The organism is Cohnella cholangitidis (assembly GCF_014107495.1).
GTDB lineage: Bacteria > Bacillota > Bacilli > Paenibacillales > Paenibacillaceae > Cohnella > Cohnella cholangitidis.
The window spans coordinates 1577666-1601225 of sequence record NZ_CP041969.1 but is presented as its reverse complement, the minus strand read 5'-3'; the positions used below and the strand labels follow the sequence as shown (position 1 = coordinate 1601225).

21 protein-coding genes are annotated in these 23560 nt (G+C 55.4%); 20 read left to right on the top strand and 1 reads right to left on the bottom strand.

What is annotated here, in order from left to right; translation table 11 throughout:
- The first annotated feature begins 50 nt into the window (after positions 1 to 50).
- The 15 genes from FPL14_RS07900 (at position 51) to FPL14_RS07835 (ending at position 16996) form a co-directional block, all read left to right on the top strand.
- Entirely contained in the window at positions 51 to 1256 is a 1206-nt protein-coding gene (locus tag FPL14_RS07900) for a sugar ABC transporter permease (RefSeq protein WP_182303904.1), read from the top strand.
- 153 nt (positions 1257 to 1409) lie between these two features.
- Entirely contained in the window at positions 1410 to 3908 is a 2499-nt protein-coding gene (gene hrpB, locus FPL14_RS07895) for an ATP-dependent helicase HrpB (protein ID WP_182303903.1), read from the top strand.
- 103 nt (positions 3909 to 4011) lie between these two features.
- Positions 4012 to 4446 (top strand): ATP-binding protein, encoded by a 435-nt coding sequence (locus FPL14_RS07890; protein ID WP_182302475.1) that lies wholly within the window; start codon positions 4012 to 4014, stop codon positions 4444 to 4446.
- Between the two features lie 21 nt (positions 4447 to 4467).
- The gene (locus FPL14_RS07885; RefSeq protein ID WP_182302474.1) at positions 4468 to 4806 is read left to right on the top strand and encodes an STAS domain-containing protein; all 339 of its coding nucleotides are present in this window, start codon (positions 4468 to 4470) and stop codon (positions 4804 to 4806) included.
- A 42-nt stretch (positions 4807 to 4848) separates the two neighbouring features.
- Positions 4849 to 6213, top strand: a complete 1365-nt coding sequence (locus tag FPL14_RS07880) for a PP2C family protein-serine/threonine phosphatase (RefSeq protein ID WP_182302473.1) — start codon at positions 4849 to 4851, stop codon at positions 6211 to 6213.
- Positions 6214 to 6231: 18 nt separating this feature from the next.
- Positions 6232 to 8460, top strand: a complete 2229-nt coding sequence (locus tag FPL14_RS07875; RefSeq protein ID WP_182302472.1) for an ATP-binding protein — start codon at positions 6232 to 6234, stop codon at positions 8458 to 8460.
- A 130-nt stretch (positions 8461 to 8590) separates the two neighbouring features.
- On the top strand, positions 8591 to 9136 hold the full coding sequence (locus FPL14_RS07870) for a Pvc16 family protein (protein ID WP_229263833.1): 546 nt from the start codon (positions 8591 to 8593) through the stop codon (positions 9134 to 9136).
- A complete protein-coding gene (locus FPL14_RS07865) occupies positions 9133 to 9930 on the top strand; it encodes a hypothetical protein (RefSeq protein ID WP_182302471.1) in 798 nt (265 codons plus the stop codon). The genes FPL14_RS07870 and FPL14_RS07865 overlap by 4 nt, the downstream gene beginning before the upstream one ends.
- 164 nt (positions 9931 to 10094) lie before the next feature.
- The gene (locus FPL14_RS07860) at positions 10095 to 11807 is read left to right on the top strand and encodes a phage tail sheath family protein (protein WP_182302470.1); all 1713 of its coding nucleotides are present in this window, start codon (positions 10095 to 10097) and stop codon (positions 11805 to 11807) included.
- Positions 11808 to 11843: 36 nt separating this feature from the next.
- Positions 11844 to 12278 carry a phage tail protein gene (locus tag FPL14_RS07855; RefSeq protein ID WP_182302469.1) on the top strand — a complete coding sequence of 145 codons (435 nt, stop codon included), beginning with the start codon at positions 11844 to 11846 and terminating at the stop codon, positions 12276 to 12278.
- A gap of 312 nt (positions 12279 to 12590) precedes the next feature.
- Positions 12591 to 12971, top strand: a complete 381-nt coding sequence (locus tag FPL14_RS07850; protein ID WP_182302468.1) for a phage tail assembly protein — start codon at positions 12591 to 12593, stop codon at positions 12969 to 12971.
- Positions 12947 to 13162 (top strand): DUF6760 family protein, encoded by a 216-nt coding sequence (locus FPL14_RS30470; RefSeq protein ID WP_324617926.1) that lies wholly within the window; start codon positions 12947 to 12949, stop codon positions 13160 to 13162. Before FPL14_RS07850 ends, FPL14_RS30470 begins: the two co-directional genes overlap by 25 nt.
- A 9-nt stretch (positions 13163 to 13171) precedes the next feature.
- Entirely contained in the window at positions 13172 to 13618 is a 447-nt protein-coding gene (locus FPL14_RS07845; RefSeq protein ID WP_229263832.1) for a phage tail protein, read from the top strand.
- A gap of 67 nt (positions 13619 to 13685) precedes the next feature.
- Entirely contained in the window at positions 13686 to 15872 is a 2187-nt protein-coding gene (locus tag FPL14_RS07840; protein ID WP_182302467.1) for a hypothetical protein, read from the top strand.
- 50 nt (positions 15873 to 15922) lie between these two features.
- Complete coding sequence (locus tag FPL14_RS07835; RefSeq protein WP_182302466.1) at positions 15923 to 16996, top strand: hypothetical protein; 1074 nt, start codon at positions 15923 to 15925, stop codon at positions 16994 to 16996.
- Here FPL14_RS07835 and FPL14_RS07830 read toward each other — a convergent pair.
- Positions 16990 to 17553: a hypothetical protein gene (locus FPL14_RS07830; protein ID WP_182302465.1), complete on the bottom strand. Its 564-nt coding sequence runs from the start codon at positions 17551 to 17553 to the stop codon at positions 16990 to 16992. The genes FPL14_RS07835 and FPL14_RS07830 overlap by 7 nt on opposite strands.
- On the opposite strand from FPL14_RS07830, the gene FPL14_RS07825 reads away from it, so the two are divergent.
- The 5 genes from FPL14_RS07825 to FPL14_RS07805 are packed head-to-tail and all read left to right on the top strand — an operon-like array spanning position 17535 to position 23542.
- Positions 17535 to 18161: a CIS tube protein gene (locus FPL14_RS07825; RefSeq protein ID WP_182302464.1), complete on the top strand. Its 627-nt coding sequence runs from the start codon at positions 17535 to 17537 to the stop codon at positions 18159 to 18161. The genes FPL14_RS07830 and FPL14_RS07825 overlap by 19 nt on opposite strands.
- A gap of 7 nt (positions 18162 to 18168) precedes the next feature.
- On the top strand, positions 18169 to 19269 hold the full coding sequence (locus FPL14_RS07820; protein WP_182302463.1) for a phage late control D family protein: 1101 nt from the start codon (positions 18169 to 18171) through the stop codon (positions 19267 to 19269).
- Complete coding sequence (locus tag FPL14_RS07815; protein WP_229263831.1) at positions 19269 to 20003, top strand: phage baseplate assembly protein V; 735 nt, start codon at positions 19269 to 19271, stop codon at positions 20001 to 20003. Before FPL14_RS07820 ends, FPL14_RS07815 begins: the two co-directional genes overlap by 1 nt.
- A 23-nt stretch (positions 20004 to 20026) precedes the next feature.
- Positions 20027 to 20428 carry a GPW/gp25 family protein gene (locus tag FPL14_RS07810; RefSeq protein WP_182302462.1) on the top strand — a complete coding sequence of 134 codons (402 nt, stop codon included), beginning with the start codon at positions 20027 to 20029 and terminating at the stop codon, positions 20426 to 20428.
- 18 nt (positions 20429 to 20446) lie between these two features.
- Positions 20447 to 23542 (top strand): baseplate J/gp47 family protein, encoded by a 3096-nt coding sequence (locus tag FPL14_RS07805; protein WP_182302461.1) that lies wholly within the window; start codon positions 20447 to 20449, stop codon positions 23540 to 23542.
- The last annotated feature ends 18 nt before the right edge of the window (positions 23543 to 23560 follow it).

The following is a 23560-nucleotide window of genomic DNA, read 5'->3' as shown; positions in this document are numbered from 1 at the left end:
CTATGTCAGGAGGCACACCTATGACTTTTTTCAATGACGCGAAATCGGAGATGAAACAAAACGCAATAGGAGGCGCGCCTGCGTCTTTCTTCAATGAAGCGAAAACGCAACTGAAAGGTAATATCCGCGAATACGGCATGTACATCGCCTTATTCGTCATCATGGTCACGTTTTGGTTTTTGACGGGCGGCTTGTTCATGTCCTCCCGGAACATCAGCAACCTGCTCGATCAGACGGGGTATATCGCCGTCCTGGCCGTCGGCATGACGCTCGTTATCGTCATTCGTCATATCGATTTGTCCGTCGGTTTCGCGGCTGGCTTCATGGGGGCGATCGCCGCCATCATGATGTCCGAAATGGGCTCGCCGGTATATGTGACCGTTCCCGTCATTCTCGTGCTCGGCATCGTGATCGGGATGTTCAACGGCGTGCTCGTCGCGTCGATCGGGATTCCGGCATTCGTATCGTCCCTTGCAGCCATGCTGATTTTCCGCGGCGCGCTGCTGCAAGTTACGGAGAAAACCGGCACCATACTCGTGGAAGACAAGCATTTCAATGCGCTCGGCAACGGGTACATTCCATCGATCGCCGAAGTCGGCGGCCTGCACCTGCTGACGCTCATCCTCGGCAGCGTGGCGATCCTGTTCTTCATTTTTGGTCAGATCAAGCAACGGAGCAACAAGCTCAAGTATAACTTCGAGGTCGTTTCCAAAAGCATTTTCGCGATCAAGCTCGTGTTCATCTCGGCGATCATCGCCTATATCACGTGGATCCTCGCCGGATACAACGGCTTCTCCTGGACGATGATCATTATGCTGGCAGTAGTTATCATCTACCATTTCCTGACGACCAAAACGGTGCTTGGGCGCCATATTTACGCGGTAGGAAGCAACCCCGAGGCCGCCCATTTGAGCGGGATCAACGTCAAGAAAATCACATACGTCGTCTTCGGATCGATGGGCTTGCTCTCCGCGCTCTCCGGTATTTTGTATACGGCGCGCCTGCAATCGGCGACGACGACCGCGGGAACGCTGTTCGAGCTCGACGCGATCGCGGCCGCATACGTCGGCGGCGTATCCGCTGCTGGCGGCGTCGGCAAAGTGACCGGGTCCATCATCGGCGCGATCGTCATGACATCGCTGACGAGCGGCATGAACTTGATGGGCGTCGGCATTTCCTATCAATATATGATCCGCGGCGGCGTGCTGGCTGCGGCCGTTATTTTCGACGTCATGACGCGCAAGAAGAGAGGGTAACAATTTTTCCGGCTTTTCCGGGTTACGCAATAGCCGTTCCGGCTCCCCGCGTCCGCGCGAAGGAGTTGAGGGCGGCTTTTTCGCGTGATAAGCTGGGGAGACGACAAGCTTGCCGCGTCGTCCCGGCGCGGGCAAGGAAAGGATGAACGAAAAGTGGGGAATCAAGCTTTGCCGATCGAGGCCGCATTGCCGGAGCTGTTGGACGCGCTGCGAACGTCGTCCAACGCGGTGCTCGTCGCCGCGCCCGGAGCGGGAAAAACAACGCGCGTGCCGCTTGCTTTGCTTGAAGAGGCGTGGCTGAACGGACAGAAGATCGTCATGCTGGAGCCGAGGAGGCTTGCCGCGCGCAGTTCGGCCAAGCGAATGGCCGATACGTTGGGCGAACAGGTTGGGGAAACGGTCGGCTACCGAGTGAAGATGGATACGAAGGTCGGCCCTCGTACGCGAATCGAAGTCGTAACGGAAGGCGTGCTGACCAGAATGCTGCAGGCCGATCCCGCGCTCGAGGGGACCGGTCTTGTTATCTTCGATGAGTATCATGAACGGAGCCTGCAAGCGGATTTAGGCTTGGCGCTTTGTTTGCAATCGCAAGAGCTGCTCCGTGAAGAGCTGAAGCTGCTCGTCATGAGCGCGACCTTGGAGGCCGAGCCGGTCGCGGATTTGTTGAAGGGAGCGCCGATCGTCCGCAGCGAAGGGCGGAGCTTCCCGGTGGATACGCATTATCGCCCGAAAGCCAGAGCGACAGCGCTCGAAGAGGCCGTGTCGAATGCGGTGGCGGATGCCCTTCGCGCCCACGAGGGAGACGTGCTTGTTTTCCTGCCGGGCGTCGGAGAAATTCGCGCGGTAGAATCCAAGCTCGGGGCGATGCTGAAGCCCGGCGATCATTCTTTGCGAATATGTCCGCTTCACGGCGGCCTAACCTCGGAAGATCAGGACCGAGCTCTGGCTCCTTTACCGCCGGGTCGGCGTAAAGTCGTGCTGGCCACGTCCGTAGCGGAAACAAGCTTAACGGTAGAGGGCGTTACCGTCGTCATCGATAGCGGGCTTATGCGGGTGTCCCGATTCTCGCCGCGTACGGGGATGTCCAGATTGGACACGGTTACGGTGTCCGCGGCGTCCGCGGACCAGCGCCGCGGGCGAGCCGGAAGGCTCATGCCGGGTACCTGTTACCGATTATGGAGCAAGGAAGAGCAGATGAGCCTGTCTCCCCGGAGCGCCCCGGAAATCATGGAAGCGGACTTGGCGCCTTTGTTGTTGGAGCTTTCGGTGTGGGGGGTGCAGGACGTCGCGGAGCTGGATTGGCTCGATGCTCCGCCTGCTCCGGCGTTGCAGCAAGCTCGCGATTTGCTCGTTCAGCTAGGAGCGCTGGACAAGAACGGCGGCTCCGTAACCGCGCACGGGAAGAGAATGGCGGAGGTCGGGAAACATCCGCGCCTCGCGCATATGCTATTGCGCGCGATGCCTATCGGCTTAGGCGAATTAGGCTGCGAATTAGCCGTCGTGCTAGGCGAACGGGACTTTATTCGTTATGAAGGCAAGGCTCCGAGAGCCGATATACGCCACAGAATAGAGGCGCTGCGCGGAAATTCGCATTTCACGATCGAAGAGGGAACGCGAAGAAGGCTGGCGGAAGAGGTTAAGCGACTGCAACGCGAGCTTGGGATTCGGTCGGATAAGGCTTCCGGTTCCGCGGAAGCATGCGGGTTATTGCTTGCGTTCGCTTATCCGGACAGGATTGGCCGCCAACGGGACAACGGCAAATATTTGCTTAGCGGCGGGAGAGGCGCGGAGTTCGGATACGGACAGGCGCTGGCGCACGAGCCTTGGATCGTCGCGGCGGAGGTTGACGATGCGGGTACGGATAGCCGAATCCGGCTGGCGGCGGCATTGCCGTTCGAAATGCTGCAGACTCATCTGCAAGAAGAAATGAACGTGGAAACGAACATCTATTGGGATTCCGAGTCGAAGACGGTACGCAGCCGCGCCCGCAAGAAGCTGGGAGCTTTGCTGCTGGAGGAAACCCCGGCGAGCCGGCCGCCCGCGGATCGCGTGCTTGAAGTTCTGCTAGAGGGAATCCGCGCCGAGGGGATGGAATTGCTGCCGTGGACGAAGGCCGCGCGCCAGCTGCAGGAGAGAACGCGATTCGTTCGGCGTCATGACGCTTCATGGCCCGATTTATCGGATGAGGCGTTACTCCGGTCATTGGAGCAATGGCTAGCGGGTTACATAGAAGGAATGAAAGGCCGTTCCGACCTTCAGAGGCTGAATCTTAAGGAGATATTGGAATCGGTTCTGACTTGGGAGCAGCGGCGCGAGTTGGATGACTACGCGCCTACCCACTGGACTGTTCCTAGCGGCACTAGAGTGCCTATCGATTATAGCGATTTCGATGCCCCGTCGATCGCCGTTCGGCTTCAGGAGTTGTTCGGCTTGCCGGAAACTCCGCGCATCGCGGGCGGCCGGGTTCCTTTAACGCTTCATCTGTTATCCCCGGCGCAACGTCCGGTTCAAGTCACGAGAGACTTGGTCAGCTTCTGGAACAACGCTTACTTCGAGGTGCGCAAAGACTTGAAGGGCCGGTATCCGAAGCATTATTGGCCCGATAATCCGTTGGAAGCGGAAGCGACCAGGAGAGTCAGACCCTCGAAATAAGGCAACTTCTTTCCAAAACTGTCATTTAAATGATCGATCCGTATGTTATGATGAAAAAAGCGGAAAAATCTCGAACGCCGGCGAAGAGAGGCGGGTGCACAGGGTGACGGAGCAAGGGAACGGGCGCACGGAAACTGCCGTAATTCGGTTAGCCAACCACTTGGGCGAGCTGGACCGTTTGCATGCGTTTTTCGAGGAGATCGGCCTTCGGACAAGCTGGCCGGACAAGCTGAAGTGGGAATTGACGCTTGCCTGCGAGGAATTGCTGACCAATACGATCAACTACGGCTTTCCTCAAGGAGGCCGGCATCTGATCACCTTGGGCGTAAGCGCCGAGCAAGGGCTGGTCGAGGTGAGTTTGGAAGACGAAGGAATTCCCTTTAACCCGCTGGAGCAGGAAGCGCCCGATCTGTCGCTGGACATAGAGGAGCGGGCGATCGGCGGACTCGGCATTTTTTTCGTAAAGCAAACGATGGACGAAATCTATTACGAGCGAACGGATTCGGTCAACCGGGTTATTTTGCGCAAAACGGTTTAGCGAATAGGAGGTCTTTTACGGATGAATATTGTGACTGCTCAACGCGAAGGCGTTACGGTAATTAGCATAGAGGGGCGATTGGACGGCCATCATGCCCAGTCGGCGGAAGCGGCGTTCTTGGCTTTGACCGGCGAAGGCCGCACCCGGTTCGTGTTCGATTTTGCCGATATGCAGTACATCAGCAGCGCGGGGCTGCGCGTCGTCTTGGTGGCGGCGAAGAAAGTCCGGAGCTTGCAAGGACGGCTGGTCTGCGCGAATATGAGCGATCAAGTGCGGGACGTATTCGAGATGTCGGGATTTCTGAGCATACTCGAGACGGCGGAATCGACGGACGGAGCCATAGCGCTCGTTAACGCATAAGCAACCGATAGAACGGGATACGCGGATGGGAGGCGGAAGCCGGTGATCGGACAAGGGGTCGGATGGGCAATCGGATTGCTCTCGGGCGTTGCGCTAGGAGCGGGGGCGACGTATGCCTTTCTTCAGGCAAGGGTTAAGCGGAGCAAGGTTCTGTTCGATATTAGCATGCAGCTCAACTCCACGTTGAAGCGCCGTGAGCAGATGGAGCTTATTATGAATACCGCGAAGCAGGTGCTTCCCGTCGAAGCGGCTTCCGTCCTTCTGATCGATCCGGACACGGACGAGCTCGTGTTCGAGCTGGCTCAAGGGGACAAAGGCGAAGAGGTCAGGGAGCTGCGGTTAAAACCGGGCGAAGGAATCGCGGGCTACGTCGCGCAAAGCGGGCAAAGCTTGATCGTCAACGATACGAAGAGCGATTCCAGATGGTCCGATCGCGTAGCCGTGCGTACCGGATTCGAAACCCGCAATTTGCTAACCGTGCCTATCTTGAATCGGCAACGCGTCGAAGGCGTGCTGCAAGTTATCAATAAGAAAGGCGGCCGGTCGTTCAAGAAGCGCGATCGGCAGCTGCTCGAGAAGGTCGCGCAGCCGATGGCGGTCGCCTTGGAGAATGCGCGGCTCTATGCGCAGGTTGAGGAATCGCTTGAAGCGCTTAGCATGACGACCGCGATCAAGGAACGTCTGGAAAGCGAACTGCAAATTGCCGGCACGATCCAGATGAGCTTCCTTCCGCGCACGATGCCGTCTTCGCAAGAGCCGTACGACGTGTGCGCCTTGCTCAAGTCGGCCAAGGAGGTCGGCGGGGATTTCTACAGCTTCTACAAGATCGACGACGACCATTTGTTCTTCGCGCTGGGCGACGTATCGGACAAAGGAATCCCGGCCGCGTTGTTCATGGCGGTCACCTTGACGCTGCTGAAGGGAAAGATGGGACCGGGGCTTTCTCCGGGCGAACTGCTAACGATGGTCAACGACGAGCTCGCGAGAGACAATCCTCTCGTATTCGCGACGATCGTCTGCGGCGTCTTTACTTGCTCGACGGGCAAGGTCGTGATGAGCGAAGGCGGGCATTGCACGCCTTACGTCGTTCGGGCGGGAGGAACCATCGAGCCGGTTAAGCTGAAGAAGAGCTTGCCTCTGGCCGCGATGGAGGACGCCGTCTATCACGACGGATACTTGACCTTGGAACATGGAGACCGACTCCTTCTGTATACGGACGGAATTACGGAAGCCGAGAACGCGGCGCAGGAGCAGTACTCGCCGGATCGGCTGCAGCAGTTCTTGGAGATGACGCACGGAATGTCCAGCGCGGAAATCATCGATGCGCTGTTAATGCATGTATTCTTGTTTGCAGACGGTGCGCCGCAGTCCGACGATATCGCGGTATTGACCTTGCTGCGGCGCTAAGAGGAGAGTTGGGTTGCCGTGGGACATCCAGTGCCTTATCGGAACGGGCAAGAGCATCTGACAGATGAATTTCATTGGCTTGAAGCCGGTTTGCGCACGCTGCTGGAGATCGGCGGGGGAAATCCGCAAGCCAATCCTCTCGTTGGTACTAGAGGTCTCGTCGTAACGGCGGATGAATTGCGGGAGCTGGAGAGGGAGGATAAGGGAGATCATCCGGCGGAAAGTTGGCTGCAATACATAGAGGATAGGCGACGTTGGGAACAATCGATTGCGGCTTCGGCGGAGGCGTCGATGAAAGCGGGAATCGATTTGCCGCTGTCCCTGCTCTGTTCCCGCCTTCGCTTAACGGTGTGGGAACGCCGTTTGCTCGTGTTATGCCTCGCGGCGGAACATAGCCGCAAATACGAGAAGTGGTTCGCGTATTTCAACGATGACGCGACTTGCAAAATGCCGACGCCGGATTTGGCGCTTCGGCTTCTTTGCGATGCGGTCGGCGAACAATCCCGGGCGAGGAGTCATTTGAGCGGAAACGGGGTCGTTCGCGGTCTGCTGTTGGAATCGGAAGATCCGTTTGCAGGGAGCGGGAACGGTGCTGGCCATTATGCCAGGCCAAAGCTCAAAACGGCAATCAGGCTCGATGAGCGAGCGGTTAGTTTCTTGTTGCAAACGGAGGTTACGGATTCACGCTTAGAAGGAATCGTCACCCCGTTCGATCCGCAGGAGATCGAGACGCTTCCGTTGCTGGTGCCGAACGATCCCGTTATGGGATCGGTTAGCGGGTTGGCCGAGCGACTCGACGAGGGACACGTTCCTTTTATCCATTTGTTCGGACCCGTCGGCGGCGGCAAAAGGCTGCGGCTTCGCCATCTTGCCAGCGCCAGGAGGCAAAGGCTTCTCGTCGTTTCCCTCCGCGGAATGCCTGCGGATTCCGAGCGCGCGGAGATCGCGATGTCGCGGATCGTCAGGGAAGCGGCGTTGACGGACGCGGCCATCTGCCTTGCGGAAGATCGCGCGGTCAGCGGTTCGACGGTCGCTCACTTGGAGCAATGGGATTCGGCTCTGGCCAAATACGCGCGTTTCGCGCGAAGGCCTCTGGTCTGCTGGACTTCCAATGTGAGGCGACAGCCTACCGAGTTGCCGATGCCCCCTCGCGCGGGCTGGATCTGCGGCGAGGTCGCCGTTCCCGCGGCTGCCGTTCGCGAGATGTTCTGGAAAGCCGAAGCGTCGGATTCGGACCGACAATTGCCGGAGACGCTGTGGCAGGAGCTTGCGGACAAGTATCGGTTTACGCCGGGGCAAATCGAGAGCGCATGGAGGCAAGCTGCGGCGCTCGCTGCCGGACGCGGACAAACGGTTCCGAATCGGGCCGATCTCGAGACGGCTAGCCGCGGACAATTCAGGCATCGGTTAGCCCAACTGGCGGATAGAATCGTTCCCGCCCGGACTTGGGACGATCTGGTGCTGGCGGAGGAGCCTTACTCCCTAATCAAGGAAGCGTGCAACCGATTCGCGTATCGGGAAACGGTGTACGAACGATGGGGCTTCGGAAGAAAACTGCCTTACGGCAAAGGGTTAAGCTTGCTGTTCTCCGGCCCTCCGGGTACCGGGAAAACGATGGCCGCGGAAATCATCGCCGGGGAGCTCGGGTTGGAGCTCTACCGAATCGATCTGTCCAGAATCGTTAGCAAGTACATCGGAGAGACGGAACAAAGGCTAAGCGAGCTGTTCTCCGAGGCGGAGAACAGCGGCGCGATCCTGTTCTTCGACGAAGGGGATGCTTTATTCGGCAAACGCACGGAGGTCAAGGACGCGCACGACAAATACGCCAATCTTGAGGCGGCCTATTTGCTGCAACGGATCGAAGCGTATGACGGGGTCACCATATTGGCGACCAACCTGCTTCAGAACATGGACGAAGCGCTTATCCGGCGCATGAGCTTCGTCGTGAAGTTTCCTTTTCCCGGTCCCGACGAGAGGGAGAAAATTTTCCGCGCCCACCTTCCGCCGACGGCGCCGGTATCGGACGGCTTGGACCTCGCCTTTCTGGCAGCCCGGCTTGACGTCTCAGGAGGGTATATCAAAAATATCGTTTTAGCCGCGGCTTTCCTTGCAGCGGGCGACCGCATGCCGATTGGAATGGAACATTTCGCGCGTGCTGCGCGGCAGGAGCTAAGAAAAATGGGCAAAATTCTAGTCAAAGAAACATTTTCTCCTTTTTTTGACAGTAACTTCGAAACATTTGGATAGTCAGCCAGATTTTTTACAGTTATAATAGACAAGGATGACGAATTGTTCAGAAATTTATCAGATTTTGCAGGACTAGGGAGGTTGAGCGCTCATCGGTGGTTATACCGTTATCGCGGATGTCGGCTCCAGCTTGTTGAAGCTGCTCCGGGAGCAGTTGTCTCCGGACCCCGTTCCGCGTCCCGATCTGATAGGCATGGCATCGCCCGTCGATAAAGGCGATATGGTACTCTCTCTCTATTTGTGCAGCATTCGCGAGAATGGAGAGGCAAGACGCAACGAGCTGCAACCTCAGGGGGGCGTGCTCCGGTATCCGCCGTTGGCCGTTGATCTTCATTACATCCTGACGGCGCATTCCACGGCTGACCTACATACGAGAATTTTGGACGAGCATCGCGTAATAGGCAAGGTTATGCAGGTGCTGTACGACAACTCAGTCCTGCGCAGCCCTTATCTAGAAGGGACGCTTGCCGAGAACAACGAAGAGCTGCGAATTACCGCGGAGAATTACAGTACGGAGCAGTTTACGCAGCTTTGGCAATTCGGAGATCATCCCTACAAGCTTTCGCTCGCTTATCGCGTCGGACCGGTTCTGCTGGAGTCCAATCGCGTGAAGCCTGGACCTCGCGTCTTGGAACGCAAGATTACGTTGCGCGACAAGGGAGGCGAAGGAACTTGACCCGGGCGGAAAGAACGTTCGTTACCCGTTGTTCGTTGGTCGTTAGACCGATCGATATATGGACGGGCGTGACCCCTAGCAATTCCTCAATTCGAGTCTCGTTATTGGAAACCGATCGCAAGCCTATCCGTACCTCGGACGGCAGCTACGCGTTTCTGGATATTATCGGGACGACTTGCACCTTGGTGATTACTTCCTCTACCTACTTAGAACATCTCAGAGAAATCAAGCTGCCGGAAGCCGGAGCCGAGCCTCCGATTCTAACCGTGAGCCTGTTGCCGAACGGCGCTTATTCGCCTCCGCCGGCTGCAACGGGACTAGTTGCCGCAATATGCGGCGATTCGGGGCTTCCGCTGGCAAACGCGCAAATATCCGCCTACATCGATGACGATATGGCGGTAAGAGGACGATTGGTCGAAGATGTTGCCGACGGCGATAACCATTGCATTCGAATATCTCCCGGCAACAGCAAACTGATGCCCGGCGATTCGTTCGTTATGAGGGATCGCGATGGAACGGCAACGGAGTGGAACGTGCTGGTCGATCGGTTAAGCGATCCGTCGATGGTTAGCTTGGAACGGCCGTTTACCCGAAAATGGAGCCGCGGAACGAGAATGTTGCCTGCCGTGCGGACGAGAACCGACAATAACGGCCTGGTCGTCCTTCCGTTTCGGGGACTGCTGCCGACCGTATGTCCGGTCACCGTGGATATCGAATCGGGCACCCGCAAATGGACTGCCGCGTGGATGGCGGAAGGCGGAAAAGTCATTGCTTTGCCGACCGTCCGGATGTAAGACATTGAAATCGTGTGTGACGTTGATTGGGCCGAATGCCATCGTGCAGTACGTATCCGGTTGACGATTTGATAAACCCATTATTAGAGAGGAGGAACTGGTTTTCCCCATACGAGCATCCAGACGGGAACATAACCTTCGTAATGAGGGAGAAACCGGGGAACATGGCAGAGTATTTGTCGCCTGGGGTATACGTGGAGGAATTCGAAAGCGGCTCGAAGCCGCTCGATGGCGTAAGCACGAGCACGGCCGGTTTTATCGGTCTTGCGCAGCGGGGAGCAGTCGAAGGATTGCCGCTGCTCATTACGAGCCCGGCGGATTTTCAGCGCAATTTCGGTTCCTATCTGTCCGAAAGCGCGTTTGGAAGCTACCGTTACTTGGCTTACGCAGTTGACCAGTTTTTCACGAACGGAGGCTCCCGTTGCTACGTCATGCGGGTTGCGCCTTCGGATGCGGAGCTCGCAAGCAATACGGGATCTATTTCCGAGAAGCTTAGCATCACGAGCAAGAACCCTGGAGCTTGGGGTAACTTGGTGAAAGTCGTTCTTACGGATGCGAGCAAAGCCAAGACTCAGATCTATGAAGTGACCGACAAGCGTTACCGGGTAAAGAACGCCGGCGGCTTCTATGCGGGCGACGTCGTTGCTTACAACGCCGGCGGCCAAACGCAGTATAATCGCATCGTCAGCGTGCAAGGCAACGTAATCGAACTTGCGGATGCCCTGTCCGGAGATGTCGTGGACGAAGGCTTGTTGCCTACTAAAATCTTATCGACTTGCGAATTTTCGTTGCATGTCATCTATAGCGACGAAGTGGAAAGCTTCGAGAAAGTTTCCTTGAATCCCGAAGCGCCTACGTTCGTGGAGAAGGTTGCAGGACGCTCCAACCTGGTTAACGTTAGCGCCCTCATCACCTCGTCCGATGCGACGCATCCGTTCGATGCGATCACGGAAGCCGGAGCGGAAGGCAAAGTCGAATTCGTGCTCTCCGGCGGTTCCGACGGTTCCGTATCCGGCATCGCGGCATCCGATTTTATCGGGGAAGACCGCGGACCGGGACGCCGTACCGGCATTCAAGCTTTCATCGATAACGATGTCGTCAGCATTATGGCGATTCCCGGCGTCACGGATGCCAACGTTCAATTATCTCTAGTCGCTCATTGCGAGAATTTGGGCAGCCGGTTCGCCATCTTGGATATTCCGCGCGAGAAAACGAAAGTGGCGGACGTCATGACGCACCGCAACCTGTTCGATTCCAGCTATTGCGCTTTGTACAATCCTTGGCTCTCGATCTTCGATCCTCTCGACAAGCGGAACATTTTCGTTCCTCCGTCCGGAACGATCGCCGGGATCTATTCCCGCTCCGATACGACACGCGGCGTGCAGAAAGCGCCTGCCAACGAAGTTCTTCGCGGCGTAGTAGGCCTGGACGTTCAATACAACAAAGGCGAACAAGACATCTTGAACCCGGCGGGCGTGAACCTGATCCGTACGTTTACCGGACAAGGCATTCGCGTATGGGGAGCCAGAACGGCATCCTCCAACACGCTGTGGAAATACGTCAACGTACGCCGCTTATTCATTTTCCTGGAAGAGTCGATCAAAGGCGGCACCAATTGGGTCGTGTTCGAACCGAATAACGATCAGTTATGGGCTCGCGTGCAAAGAACGATCGATGCCTTCTTGACGAGAATCTGGCGGGATGGAGCATTGATGGGGAATAGCGCCTCCGAAGCGTTCTATATCGATATCGGACGCAGCACGATGACCCAAGACGATATCGACAACGGCAGACTGATCTGCGTGATCGGCGTTGCGCCGGTTAAACCTGCCGAGTTCGTCGTGTTCCGCATTACGCAAAAAACCGGATCCGAATAAATAAGCGAAATATAAATTGAACGGAAGGGGATTCCCATGCCAGGAGAACGTAATGATCCATACCGCAATTTTAGATTCCGTGTGGAGATTGAAGGATTGGAGCAAGCGGGATTCAGCGAAGTCGCCGGATTCGATGCTTCGTTCGACGTCGTACAGTACCGGGAGGGCAATGAAGTCATTACCCCCCGCAAGCTGCCGGGTCTTGCCCGCTACGGCAATATCACTCTGAAGTGGGGCTCTACGGAATCGATGGAGCTCTACGAATGGGTACAGTCGTGTATCGAAGGGACGATCGAGCGCAAGACGGTTACGATCATCGCCATCGATGACGAAGGCGGAGACGTAGCGACATGGCAAGTCATTGAAGCGTGGCCGGTTCGCTACACCGCTCCGGGCTTTAACGGATCGGGCGCGGAAGTCGCGATCGAGCTTCTCGAGCTTGCTCACGAAGGGATGACTCGCACGGCGTAAAGATGAAACGTTGGAATAAAGTTACGAAATAACTTTATTCCGATGAGGAACTCCTATAATGCGCAATAGCGTTACGTGATAATGCTATTGCGCGCCAAGGAGCCGAATATGCCGATTCTCAAGGCAATAACGTTAGGAGATAACGTTATATGGATGTTAGCGCAACGGAATTGCCCATTTAACGTTATGCCGTAACGCTATTGATAGAAGCGTTAGACCGCATAACACGAATAAAAATAGCGATTCACCGACAAGGGAGGCCCTCTCTCTTGTTTTCCTTTTTTATTTAACCAGTTGGGAGTGAACATCAGGATGGCTTTTCAAACCGAATATGAATTCGAGCTGCCTAGAGGTTACGTGGACGATAGCGGAACGTTGCACAAACGAGGAGTGATGCGGCTCGCTACCGCGGCGGACGAAATTTTGCCGATGCGGGATCCGCGCGTTCAACAAAACCAAGGTTATTTGACCGTTATTTTGCTAGCCCGGGTCATTACTCGGCTCGGAGACGTCAAACACGTCGATACGAAAACGATAGAGAAGCTTTTTACGGCCGATCTCGCATATTTGCAAAATCTATATCGGCAGATTAACGATTTGGAAGCGCCCAAGCTGCATACGGCATGTCCGAAGTGCGATCATGAGTTCGAGGTGGAAGTCGATTTTTTATCCGTAACGGAGGGCCTCTCGTAGTTCACTCGCCTGAGCGAATCTACGAGGAAGTCGGCTTTATCGCCTATTATTTCCATTGGCCCCATGATGACATTATGAACATGGATCATCGAGAGCGTCGGCGGTGGTGCGAAGAAATATCGAAAATTAACCGGAAATTGAACGACGAGCCGGAAAAGCAAAACGTATTCGACGTATTCGGGAAGAGGTGACGACGGAACGTGACCGTGGCGGCTATGAATCATAATGTGAACGGAGCGTTTCGCTTCGTTGTCGAACTGGATGGCATGCTCGTTGCCGGATTTTCCGAAGTGCAAGGACTGGAGTCGCAGATAGAGTACGAGGAAATACGCGAAGGCGGAGTTAACGGATACGTCCACCGATTGCCGAAGGGCGTGAGGAATTCTCCGATTATTCTGAGAAGGGGATTGTCGTCCTCGCAGGAGCTTTGGAACTGGTATTTCCAATCCTCGCTCGGCACGGTGACCCGCAAGAGCGGGTCGGTGATTCTGTACAAGCAGGACGGCGCGGAATTGTGCAGATGGAATTTTTTCGAGGCTTATCCGACGAAGTGGACCGGCCCCAGCTTGAACGCGGCGACGAGCGACGTAGCTATCGAAACGTTGGAGCTCGTGCACAACGGAATCAAGACGATATTTCGCCCATAACCAAATGTGGAATTGAGCAGGAGAACGGCTATATCGATCATTAGCCATTGGGAGAGGAGAGGGAAGGATGGGACGGAAAAAGGAATGGCGTAACCCCCGTTCGGGTCTTAAGGTTCCGCACGACTGGTTTGCCGGCGCGATCGCCGGGAAATACGGCTCCATCCGCCGAGGTATCGTCAGTGGCAAGCCCTTGATCTTCAAGACGGGGAAAGGGGAAGGCCGCAAGGGTTCTCGCAAACCATCGCCTCTAGCCGGTAATGATCGCCGCGCTCCGTTACCGATTCCTCCTGCAACGGTAGCCCCTTCAGCTCCGTCTTCAAGTACGTCGGCCCCGAAGGATCGGGTGATCGAGCGGGTCATTGAACGAGAACGCGTTGTCGAACGCGAGACGATCGTAGAGCGCAAAGTGATCGTCGTTCGCGAAGTGGATCGGATCATCGTCGAGCAACGGAAGATAAGGGAACAGGCTCTGAGCGGCGCCTCGAAGGATGAGCGTTCCTATAATGATAACGGGTCTCGTAAACGTCGCCCGGGAAAAGCTCGCGTTGCCGAGGAAGCGGCCTCGGCAGTCTCTCGCGGCTTATTTACGGATAATGGCGAACATGACGGATTCTTTGGCGAGCGAACGTTGACTGAACAACGGAATCCAGTCGAGGCGTCGCAACAGGGCAAAGGTGACTCCGGTAGTTTATCTTTTGCGGAAGCGATCGGAAGACGCCATTCTTGGCCAATCTCTGCGACGGCTAATGTCGCTTTCCGCAAGCCTAGAGAAGCTAGGAAGACGGAACTTACGAGGACGACGGATCAAACAACGGTTTCGAGAGGGAAACAACAAGGCTCAGGGAAAGCGACGGCCTCGGATTTAGCGGCAAAAATGCCGAAGCAATCGCAGGGTTCTAAGAAGAAGCCTAGTCCATCCGTTTACGCGGAAGTCATTTTCATCAATCGCAAGCCGTTAATCCGCCAAGCCGCAAGATCGGATAACGAGATTCCTCTTCGGACAACTCAGCCGAATAAGAGCCAGGTCTCTCCCGTAAAGTTCGGCGATCAGCCTGCTCCGGGAAGAGTGATTCCTGCGGGGGACTCCCAGCGTGAAGTGCCGAGTTATCGCCTCTCGCACGCTAGCGGCCCTTTCCGAAAAGCGATCGAGACGCATAGGATCGAGAAGGGCGCTTCAATGGAGTTCAGGACCGAGAGCGGTACGGCTCCCCGAATTCGAGAGCTACGACGCGAGGAAAAGACCGTTTCGGCTAGCAACAGATCGGCAGATACGCCGGTTAACGGCGCGATTGATTCAACGATGGACTTGTCGACTCCCGTGTCTACTCCTGCATCCACTAATTCATCTACAAACGCTACGAAAAGCGAGCCAACAAGCCTATCGGCTAGTATACCGTCTCTTGTCGGCCCATCGGTAGACTCTCCCGACAAGGATGCGACCCAGACCGTCGTTTGGAAATTGTATAAGCCGGCCGTTAAGCACTCGGATGGATTGGACGTTCCGCAACAAGGAACTTCTAATCAAACATTGGGGATTCCCCGTTTGATCGTTCGTCGCGTGGTCGATCATGAAGCTCCGGTCGTTGCGAAGCGGAGAATTCCATTCCGCCACGACGCGGGTGACGGAATAAGAATTGCCGATACGAAGGTGCCGAGCAAAATAGCGAAAATGTCATCCCCTATCGCGTTGGGATCGCTAAAGTTAGCTCATCGATTGCTCCGGCGCCAAGTCGAGCGCAGCCCTAGCGATCAACAATTGAACGCGCGAATAGAGGAAAAGTCCGTTAGCCATTCTGCGGTGAATACTACCTTAAGCATCGGCTATAAGACTCAGGAGCAAGCTCAAACGCAGATTCAAGGGCAGACCAAGGCTCAGGAGAAGGTGCAGGTTCAAGGGCAGACCAAGGCTCAGGAGAAGGTGCAGGTTCAAGGGCAGGTTCAAGGGCAAGTTCAAGGGCAGGCGAGGGCGCAGGCAACGACGAATACATCGAAGAAAACTCGAACGAATGCATGGACTCATGCAAGATTTTCTGCCCAAGCCATGCTCGTCGGTCGCATCCTTCGACCCGATAATCGCGAATCGCTGCCATTAATTCAACGAAGCATTCTTTCGAAATCCGCAAAGGCAGGAAAATCGGCCGAATCAGTCACGCAATCGTCGAGCCACCGGGTTTTCGCGAGATTATCGGAAACTTCCCGGAAACCGAGTAACGGATTCGTACTGAGACGTTTCAGGGAGAGGGTCTACCCTTAAACCAAGGGATTCAACCGGCATCAGCCGGAAGACAAGGTACGGAACAAGAGATGTCTGCTACGATTCGCGCGAAAGAAGTGTCCGATTCCGAGAAAGGGCGAAAAGGGCTCACCAGCTTGTCCGCACAGGCAAGAGAGATTGGAAAAGGAACTGTTTCCAAGCCGGCCTCGATCGTGTATCAACGAAAAAAGATGGGCGCGGCGCCTAATCTTTTTGGGTTTCGACGCACGGAGACTTCGGCGCAGCCATTGAAGGCTGAGCGGAATAAAGTTCAAGCAGGCGATTCGCAGGTCGCCCGGGGAAAGATGAAGAGCTCGGGAACGCAAGCACCGATGACCAACCGAATGCCGCGTGGCAGGGGACAAGCGCAGCAACCCTTGTCGGTTAACTACATTCAGGCTACTGTGGGTACCCGTAAGTCCATGCCAACGTTAATAAGAAAACCCGAACAGGTCGTTTCGGCATCATCGATCGTCGGATCATTCGAACTTCGAACACCTTTCGTACAAGCGCAAAGTCAACGCGGAGAGTCGCCGTCACGAAACTCCGGTAAAGCGGGTCAATGGGTGGAGAACGATAAGCAGGCTGCGCCGACTCGCTCCAATATGACTGCTCGTCGGCAAGCTACGCAGGCGTATTCTATTCCATCGACGAGCGCTGTACCAACTATTGGAACGACAATGCGCAGACTTCCGACGTTATCGGCCGCCCGGAATATATTTCCTGCAACTTCGAGGAACAGGCTGCCGACATTATCGCAAGATTCAACACCTTTTACTAGCGACCAACCTAATCCGTCCAACCACTCATTGTCGCACGTTACGTCGTCGGTTGCCGGAACGAGCCGGGAACAAACATCAAGCATTTATGCAAATGAAGTAGCGAGTGCAGAACCGGCTAACGCGGCGTCATTGGAACTGCGTCGCAACGTCCGGGAACCGGCCGCACCGGAGAAGACTGCCAGTCATGTCGAGGCTGCGCCAACTCCGCCCGAGATTAACGTCGAACAGCTGCAAAAAGCGATCAGCTCGATGCCGCAGCTTAATCCGGACGAACTCGCGGATCAGGTATATAAATCCCTAATGAAGCGAATGAAATTCGAGCAGAGGTTGAGAGGCTACTGACTCGAATATCTTTTGCCGAATGCGGTAGCTAGCACGGAATCGAGGAAATAAGCCGCTCTGGTCGTGTTAAATGCGGAAAACGGACCGGAATCGAGGAAATAAGCCGGTGTGGCCGTGTTAAATGCGGAAAACAGCTCGGAATCGAGGAAATAAGCCGGTGTGGTCGTGTTAAATGCGGAGAATGGCACGGAATCGAGGAAATAAGCCGGTGTGACCGTGTTAAATGCGGAGAATGGCACGGAATCGAGGAAATAAGCCGGTGTGGTCGTGTTAAATGCGGAGAATGGCACGGAATCGAGGAAATAAGCCGGTGTGGCCGTTTTAAATGCGGAGAATGGCACGGAATCGAGGAAATAAGTCGCTGTGACCGTGTTAAAAGCGGAAAACGGCTCAGGATCGAGGAAATAAGCCGCTGTAACCGTGTTAAATGCGGTAAAGGGCTCAGAATCGAGGAAATAAGCCGCTGTAACCGTGTTAAATGCGGAGAATGGCACGGAATCGAGGAAATACGAATTGCCGATAGAGGAGGGAATCGGAGTTGGCTTTAAGCAAAGCACAGATCATCATCTACAAAGAGAATGGGCAAGAAACGGTTAACGTCCTGTTTAACCCGAACGAATACGTGCTTCAGGCGGGGAACCAATTCGCGTGGCAGACGATCCCGGGGCTTCAATCTCCGATCGCGCAATTCGTCAGCGGCGAAGCTATGTCGCTTACGATGGATCTCTTCTTCGACACGTACGAGAAGGGGACCGACGTACGATCCCATACCGCGAAAATATCCGGATTGCTCGAGGTCGACCGGGATCTTCACGCGCCGCCGCTCTGCCGGTTCGTATGGGGCTCGCTCGATTTCAAAGGCGTCGCGGAGAAGGTTCAGCAGAGATTCACGATGTTCCTGGACTCCGGCTTGCCGGTTCGGGCGACGTTAAACGTCACGTTCCGGGCGGTCAAATCGATGACCGAGCAATATCAGGACGTCCCTCGCCAGAGCGCCGATAGAACGAAGCAAAAGATGTTGAAGCAGAACGAGCAATTGTGGATGCTGGCTGCGGAGGAATACGAAGACGCGGCACAATGGCGATCGATAGCGGAAGCGAACGGAATCGACAATCCCCGCAAGCTGCCCGTTGGACGCAAACTAATTATTCCTAGGCTGGAGTGAGAGCATCGTGACGACCATCAAATTCGACAGCACCACGTATACGTACGCCCAGTTGGAACAAAAATACCGCAATTTTTTCGTGCCGGCGTTCGATATCAGCGTGGATGGACAAAGCTTCACGTTACAGAAAATCGCCGTATCCTCTCTAACCGTGAACAGCACGACGGATCCGAAATCGGATTCCTTTCAATTCCGGATCGAAAATGCTTATGATGCCGTGGCACGCCAGTTCAAGTGGCTTGGATCGCTCATCGACGTCGGGAAAACGATCGAGATCAAGATGGGCTACACCGACAGGCTGGAGATGGTGTTCGACGGCATCATTACCGGATTTACGGTCGACTATCCGTCGGAAGGCCAACCGACGATCATGGTCCAAGGAATGGATCGCTCCTGCCTTATGATGCGAAGCGTTACGTCCAACTTATGGCTGAACAAGAAAGTCAGCGACGTCGTCAAGGAAATCGGCGGCAAGTATAGCCTGCAGTTGAAGGTGGACGACACCCTGAAACCAAAACCGGCGATCGAGCAAATGCGCAAAAGCGATTTTCACTTTTTGCGGGATTTGGCTGAAGAAACGAATCATGACTTTTTCGTCGTCGGACAGAAGCTTTATTTCCGCAAGATGAGCCCTTCCGCAAGTCCCGTTATTACGCTCATGTACGGTAAAAATCTCAAAAGCTACTCCGCGTCGGTAGACATTTCCAAACAAGTCAGCAAGCTCATCTACCGCGGCACGGATCCTCAGACTTGGGAAACGTTCGAAGCGACCGCTAGCGGGATTAACAAAATCGGTACCAATGGCCGGACGGGCCAGAACATCATGGCCGCCTTGTCCAGCAACACGATCGAAACGGTTTATAGCAACGCTTCCTCTCAAGACGAAGCGCAAGAGCTCGCCAACTCTATGCTCAATGAGCGCGCGATGGAATTGGTAAGCGGCGAAGGCGAATGCATCGGGATACCGGAGCTTCGCGCGGGCCGGCACATCAAAGTCGATGGCTTAGGAGCCCAATTTAATCAGCCGTACGTGATGAATAACGTGACCCATACGATCAACAGCCAAGGGTTTATTACCAAATTCGAAGTGGAAGGGAATGCGATCTGATGCCTTCGATGAGCGATTTCTTTCCTTCCCGTTCCGATAGCGGCCCAAGCGGGGGCAACGGTACCGTGACCGGCGTCATGGTCGCCACGGTCACGAACAACCAAGACCCCGAAGGCTTAAACCGAGTAAAATTGAAGTTCCCGATCAGGGAAAACTCGCAAGAAACCGATTGGGCGCCGATTGCTTCGCTCATGTCGGGAAACGCCATGGGAACGTTGTTCGTCCCGGAAGTCGGCGACGAGGTGCTCGTAGCTTTCCATCTAGGCAACCTCAATCAGCCGTTCGTGATCGGATCCTTGTGGAGTAAATCGAAGAAACCCCCGGCGAAAGACGAAAAAAACAATTTACGCAAAATTTACTCCAGAGGCGGACACGAACTCATATTCGACGATACCGAGAACGCGGGCAAGGTTACGGTGAAGACGAAGAAGGGCATTAAGCTGGAGATCGACGACCAGAACGAGAAGATTACGCTCGGAACGAAGAGCGACGCGCAATCCGTCGTGCTGGCGGGCAGCTCGGCGGGAACGATCACGGTCAAGTCCGGCGCGAATAAAATCACGATCGACAACAAAGGCGATATCCAAATAGAGTCCACCAAAGAAATTACGGTCAAAAGCACGCAGGTTAACTTGGAAGCGACCGCGGCCATGAAACTGAAAGCAGGGGCTAAGCTAGATCTGCTGGCCGACGGGATCATCACGATCAAAGGCGCAATGGTCAAAATCAACTAAGCGGATAAGGGGGTCAACGCAAGATGAGCGCATCCTTTTTGGGTAGAGGCTGGAAGTTTCCGATCGCCGTAGATGCCACGACTGGACGGTTCCTGCTATCGGAGGGCGAAGACGATATCGCGGAAGCGATCCGAATCATCCTGATGACGTCCAAAGGAGAGCGAGTCATGCGTCCCGACTTCGGTTGCGGCTTAAGAAACTTCGTGTTCGGCACGACGGACGAGACGACGATGAGACTGCTGGAAAGCGACATCAAGCAAGCGATCACGGTTTGGGAGCCCCGAGTGACCGATATCGAGGTCACCGCGCGGCTTGACGAGTCGTTATCGGGGCGACTGTTGATCAGCATCTCCTATATCGTTCGTTCAACGAACAATTTGTTTAATCAGGTATACCCCTTCTATCTCGAAGAAGGCACGAAATAAACGGGAGCGACAAATCGGATGAACAATGAGCTATGGCAAGACGGGATAACCCGTTCGCCTGCGATCGATGGGAGGGACCTTAACGCTCTTATCGAACAGATGAAGGCGATGGTTCCCCATTATACGCCGGAATGGCGATTTTCGCCGGACGACCCTGACGCGGGCACCGCGCTGTTCTATCTAGCGGCGGAGATGCTCGGCGAGAACATCAAACGGCTTAATCGAGTTCCGCTCCATAACTTCATAGCCTTTTTGGATTTGCTTCAGGTAAAAATCCAACCAGCCCGGCCTGCTCGCGCGCATGTCGTATTCGCGTTGAACGATGGGGTTCGCGAGCCGGTCTACGTACCGAGCGGCACCTTGCTTACCGCAACGCCGAATGACGGAGGGGAAGATCTGCCGTTCGAGACGGAAGGAGCCCTGCTTATTACTCCGGCGAAGCTGATGGAGCTCTTCAACGTCCATCCCGAACGGGATCGAATCGTATTGGCGGGCGAGCGGTACGACGATCGGCTCCAAGCGGGTACGACGCCGGAAATTTCGCTATTCTCGGTGGAAGGCGACGATTTGCAGGAGCATGTCTTCTATATTCGCAATGACGATTTATTCCATCTGGACCGCCCGGCTCGCCTTACGTTGAAGTGGCACAACGCCGAACGGAGATACGTGGAAGGCGAGCTGGCGTCCATTTTCGCGCGGACGGATTTGTTGGAATGGTCTTACTCCCGGGGGAGCGAGTGGATACCTTTCGAGGAAGCAACCGCTGACGGACAAGAAGTCGAGCTGTATAAGGCTAGCGCAGGCCCAGTAGAACCGGCCGAAATCGGCGGAGTCGACGGTCGCTGGATTCGTTGCCGAGTGAAACCGAGCGCGGATGCCCATAGCGGGCCGCAAGTACTCGGCAAGATTCCGGAGATGGACCGCGTGACGATGCGAGTATCGCATGACCTTCAGTCGGATCCGGACGGAATCGCTCCGACCGAGTTGTATTTTAACGACTCGGAGCTGGATAAAGCGGGCTTCTATCCGTTCGGCGAACATTCTATCCCTTATTCGGTATTTTACGTTTCCTGTTCGGAGGCTTTCAGCAAACGCGGCAGCAGGCTGCGGATGGCATTCCGGGCGAGCAACGTTCCGAATGCCCTCAGGCTGGGCCCGGACCCGGAGATCCATTGGAAAATGGTCATGAGAACGGCGGATTTCGAGAAAAAGCCGCCTCCGCGTTTGTATATAAGAAAGGTGCAATGGGAGTATTGGAACGGGGACAACTGGATGAGACTGCCGGAGAGCGGCGCGTTCGAGGAGCTCTTCGCGACTCTAGGCGAGGAACAGAAGGACATCGTCCTGCAATTTCCGTGTCCGGAAGATATGGCTCCGACGTTCGTTAACGGCAGGGAAGACTGCTGGATTCGCGCGCGAGTCGCGGCAACGGATACGCCTACCGCTCCAGTCGTGGAATACATGAGCCCTAGGCTGGAGAAGCTTGCCTTCTCTTACGCGTATTCGACTTCAACCGATCGGCTCGCGGAAACGGCGTACACGTTAAACAACGCCGTCTTATCGAACATTACGGCAACGGCGAGGCAGGGAGGAGATACGTTCAAGCCTTTCTTGCCGATTCCTTGCCCGGCCCCGTCCGTCTATTTTGCTTTCGATACTCCGCCGTTCAAAGGCCCGATCCGCATGCACTTCGCGATCGGACGCAAGCCGCCCGCGGACGAGCAGATCCCGTTCATGGAGTGGGAGGCTTACGTTAAGACCGGCAACGAATGGTCATGGGTCACGCTGAAAACCGTTGACGACACCCAGAGCTTCACGCAGTCCGGAACGCTTCAGTTCGTCGGACCCGCGGGGCTCGCCCCGGCGAATTTTTTCGGAAGGGAAAGGGTATGGCTTAGAGCGGTCAACAGAGATAGCCGGTACGGTGCCGCGGACATGATTTATCCGAGCGTCAAGAGCATTCATCGCAACGCGGTTATGGCCGTGCAGCAACGTACGATCCTGAACGAATTTCCCGAAAGCGGCAAAGGCGGGTTCGTCTTATCGCAAACTCCGGTCGTGGGCCAGGAAGTATGGGTAGACGAGACCGGATTTATCGGCGAACACGAGCTCAGCCGAATGACGGAATCCGATCCGGACCGCTACGAAATCTATAGGGATAGCGAAGGCTCCATTCAAAAATTGTGGGTTCGTTGGGAAGAAGCTCGGTCTCTGACGGGATCTAGCGCCGAGGACCGGCATTATACGGTTCAACCGGCTACGGGCCTAATCCGTTTCGGCAACGGAGTACGGGGAATGGCTCCTCCGCAAGAAGGCGGGGACAAAGTCAGGGTCACCTATCAAGTGACCGACGGAGCGCGAGGGAACGTAGGCCCGGGCCAGATTGCCGGAATCATGCAGTCGCTGGCTTTCGTCAGAGGCGTCGTCAATCCATCGTCGGCTATCGGCGGCGGAGATTCGGAGTCGTTGGAAGGCGCGTTGCAGAGAGGGCCCCAACAATTGAAGCATCGGGGCCGCGCCGTATCCGCATCCGACGTGGAATGGCTTGTCAAAGAGATAGAGCCCGGCATTCTAAAGGTGAAATGCTTGCCTAACCGGAATGTTCGGCTGGAGCATAGCCCCGGCTCGTTCGCCGTCGTGGCGCTCCCTTCGGGGGGAGAAGCGGGCAAAGAGCATTTCGCGGAGACGAAACGCAAGCTGGAAACGGCTTTGCGAAGCAAATCGTCCAATTTGGTCGCCGCGAAAGGCAGATTAAACGTGATGGCGCCGGCCTTCATCGAAATATCGGTTACGGCTACGGTCATCGTGGATTCGCCGGCTTTGATCGTTCCGGTCGAGATGGCGTGCACGGACGTCTTAAATCGATTTCTAGACCCGATTAGCGGGCAATCGGACGGTCGGGGATGGGAGATCGGGGAGCCCATCCATGCTTCGGCTTTTTACGGTTTGCTTCAATCCGTAAGGGGAGTTCAGCGGGTAGAGCAATTACATATTAGCGTACTAAGAACGGAGAACGGCGAAGCCGTAGAGATGCTGCCGGACGACATTCGCCTCGTGCAGCACGGCATTATCGCGAACGGTCGCCATCATCGACTGACCGTCGTCGTGTCATAGAGTTTAAGAAAGGAGGTT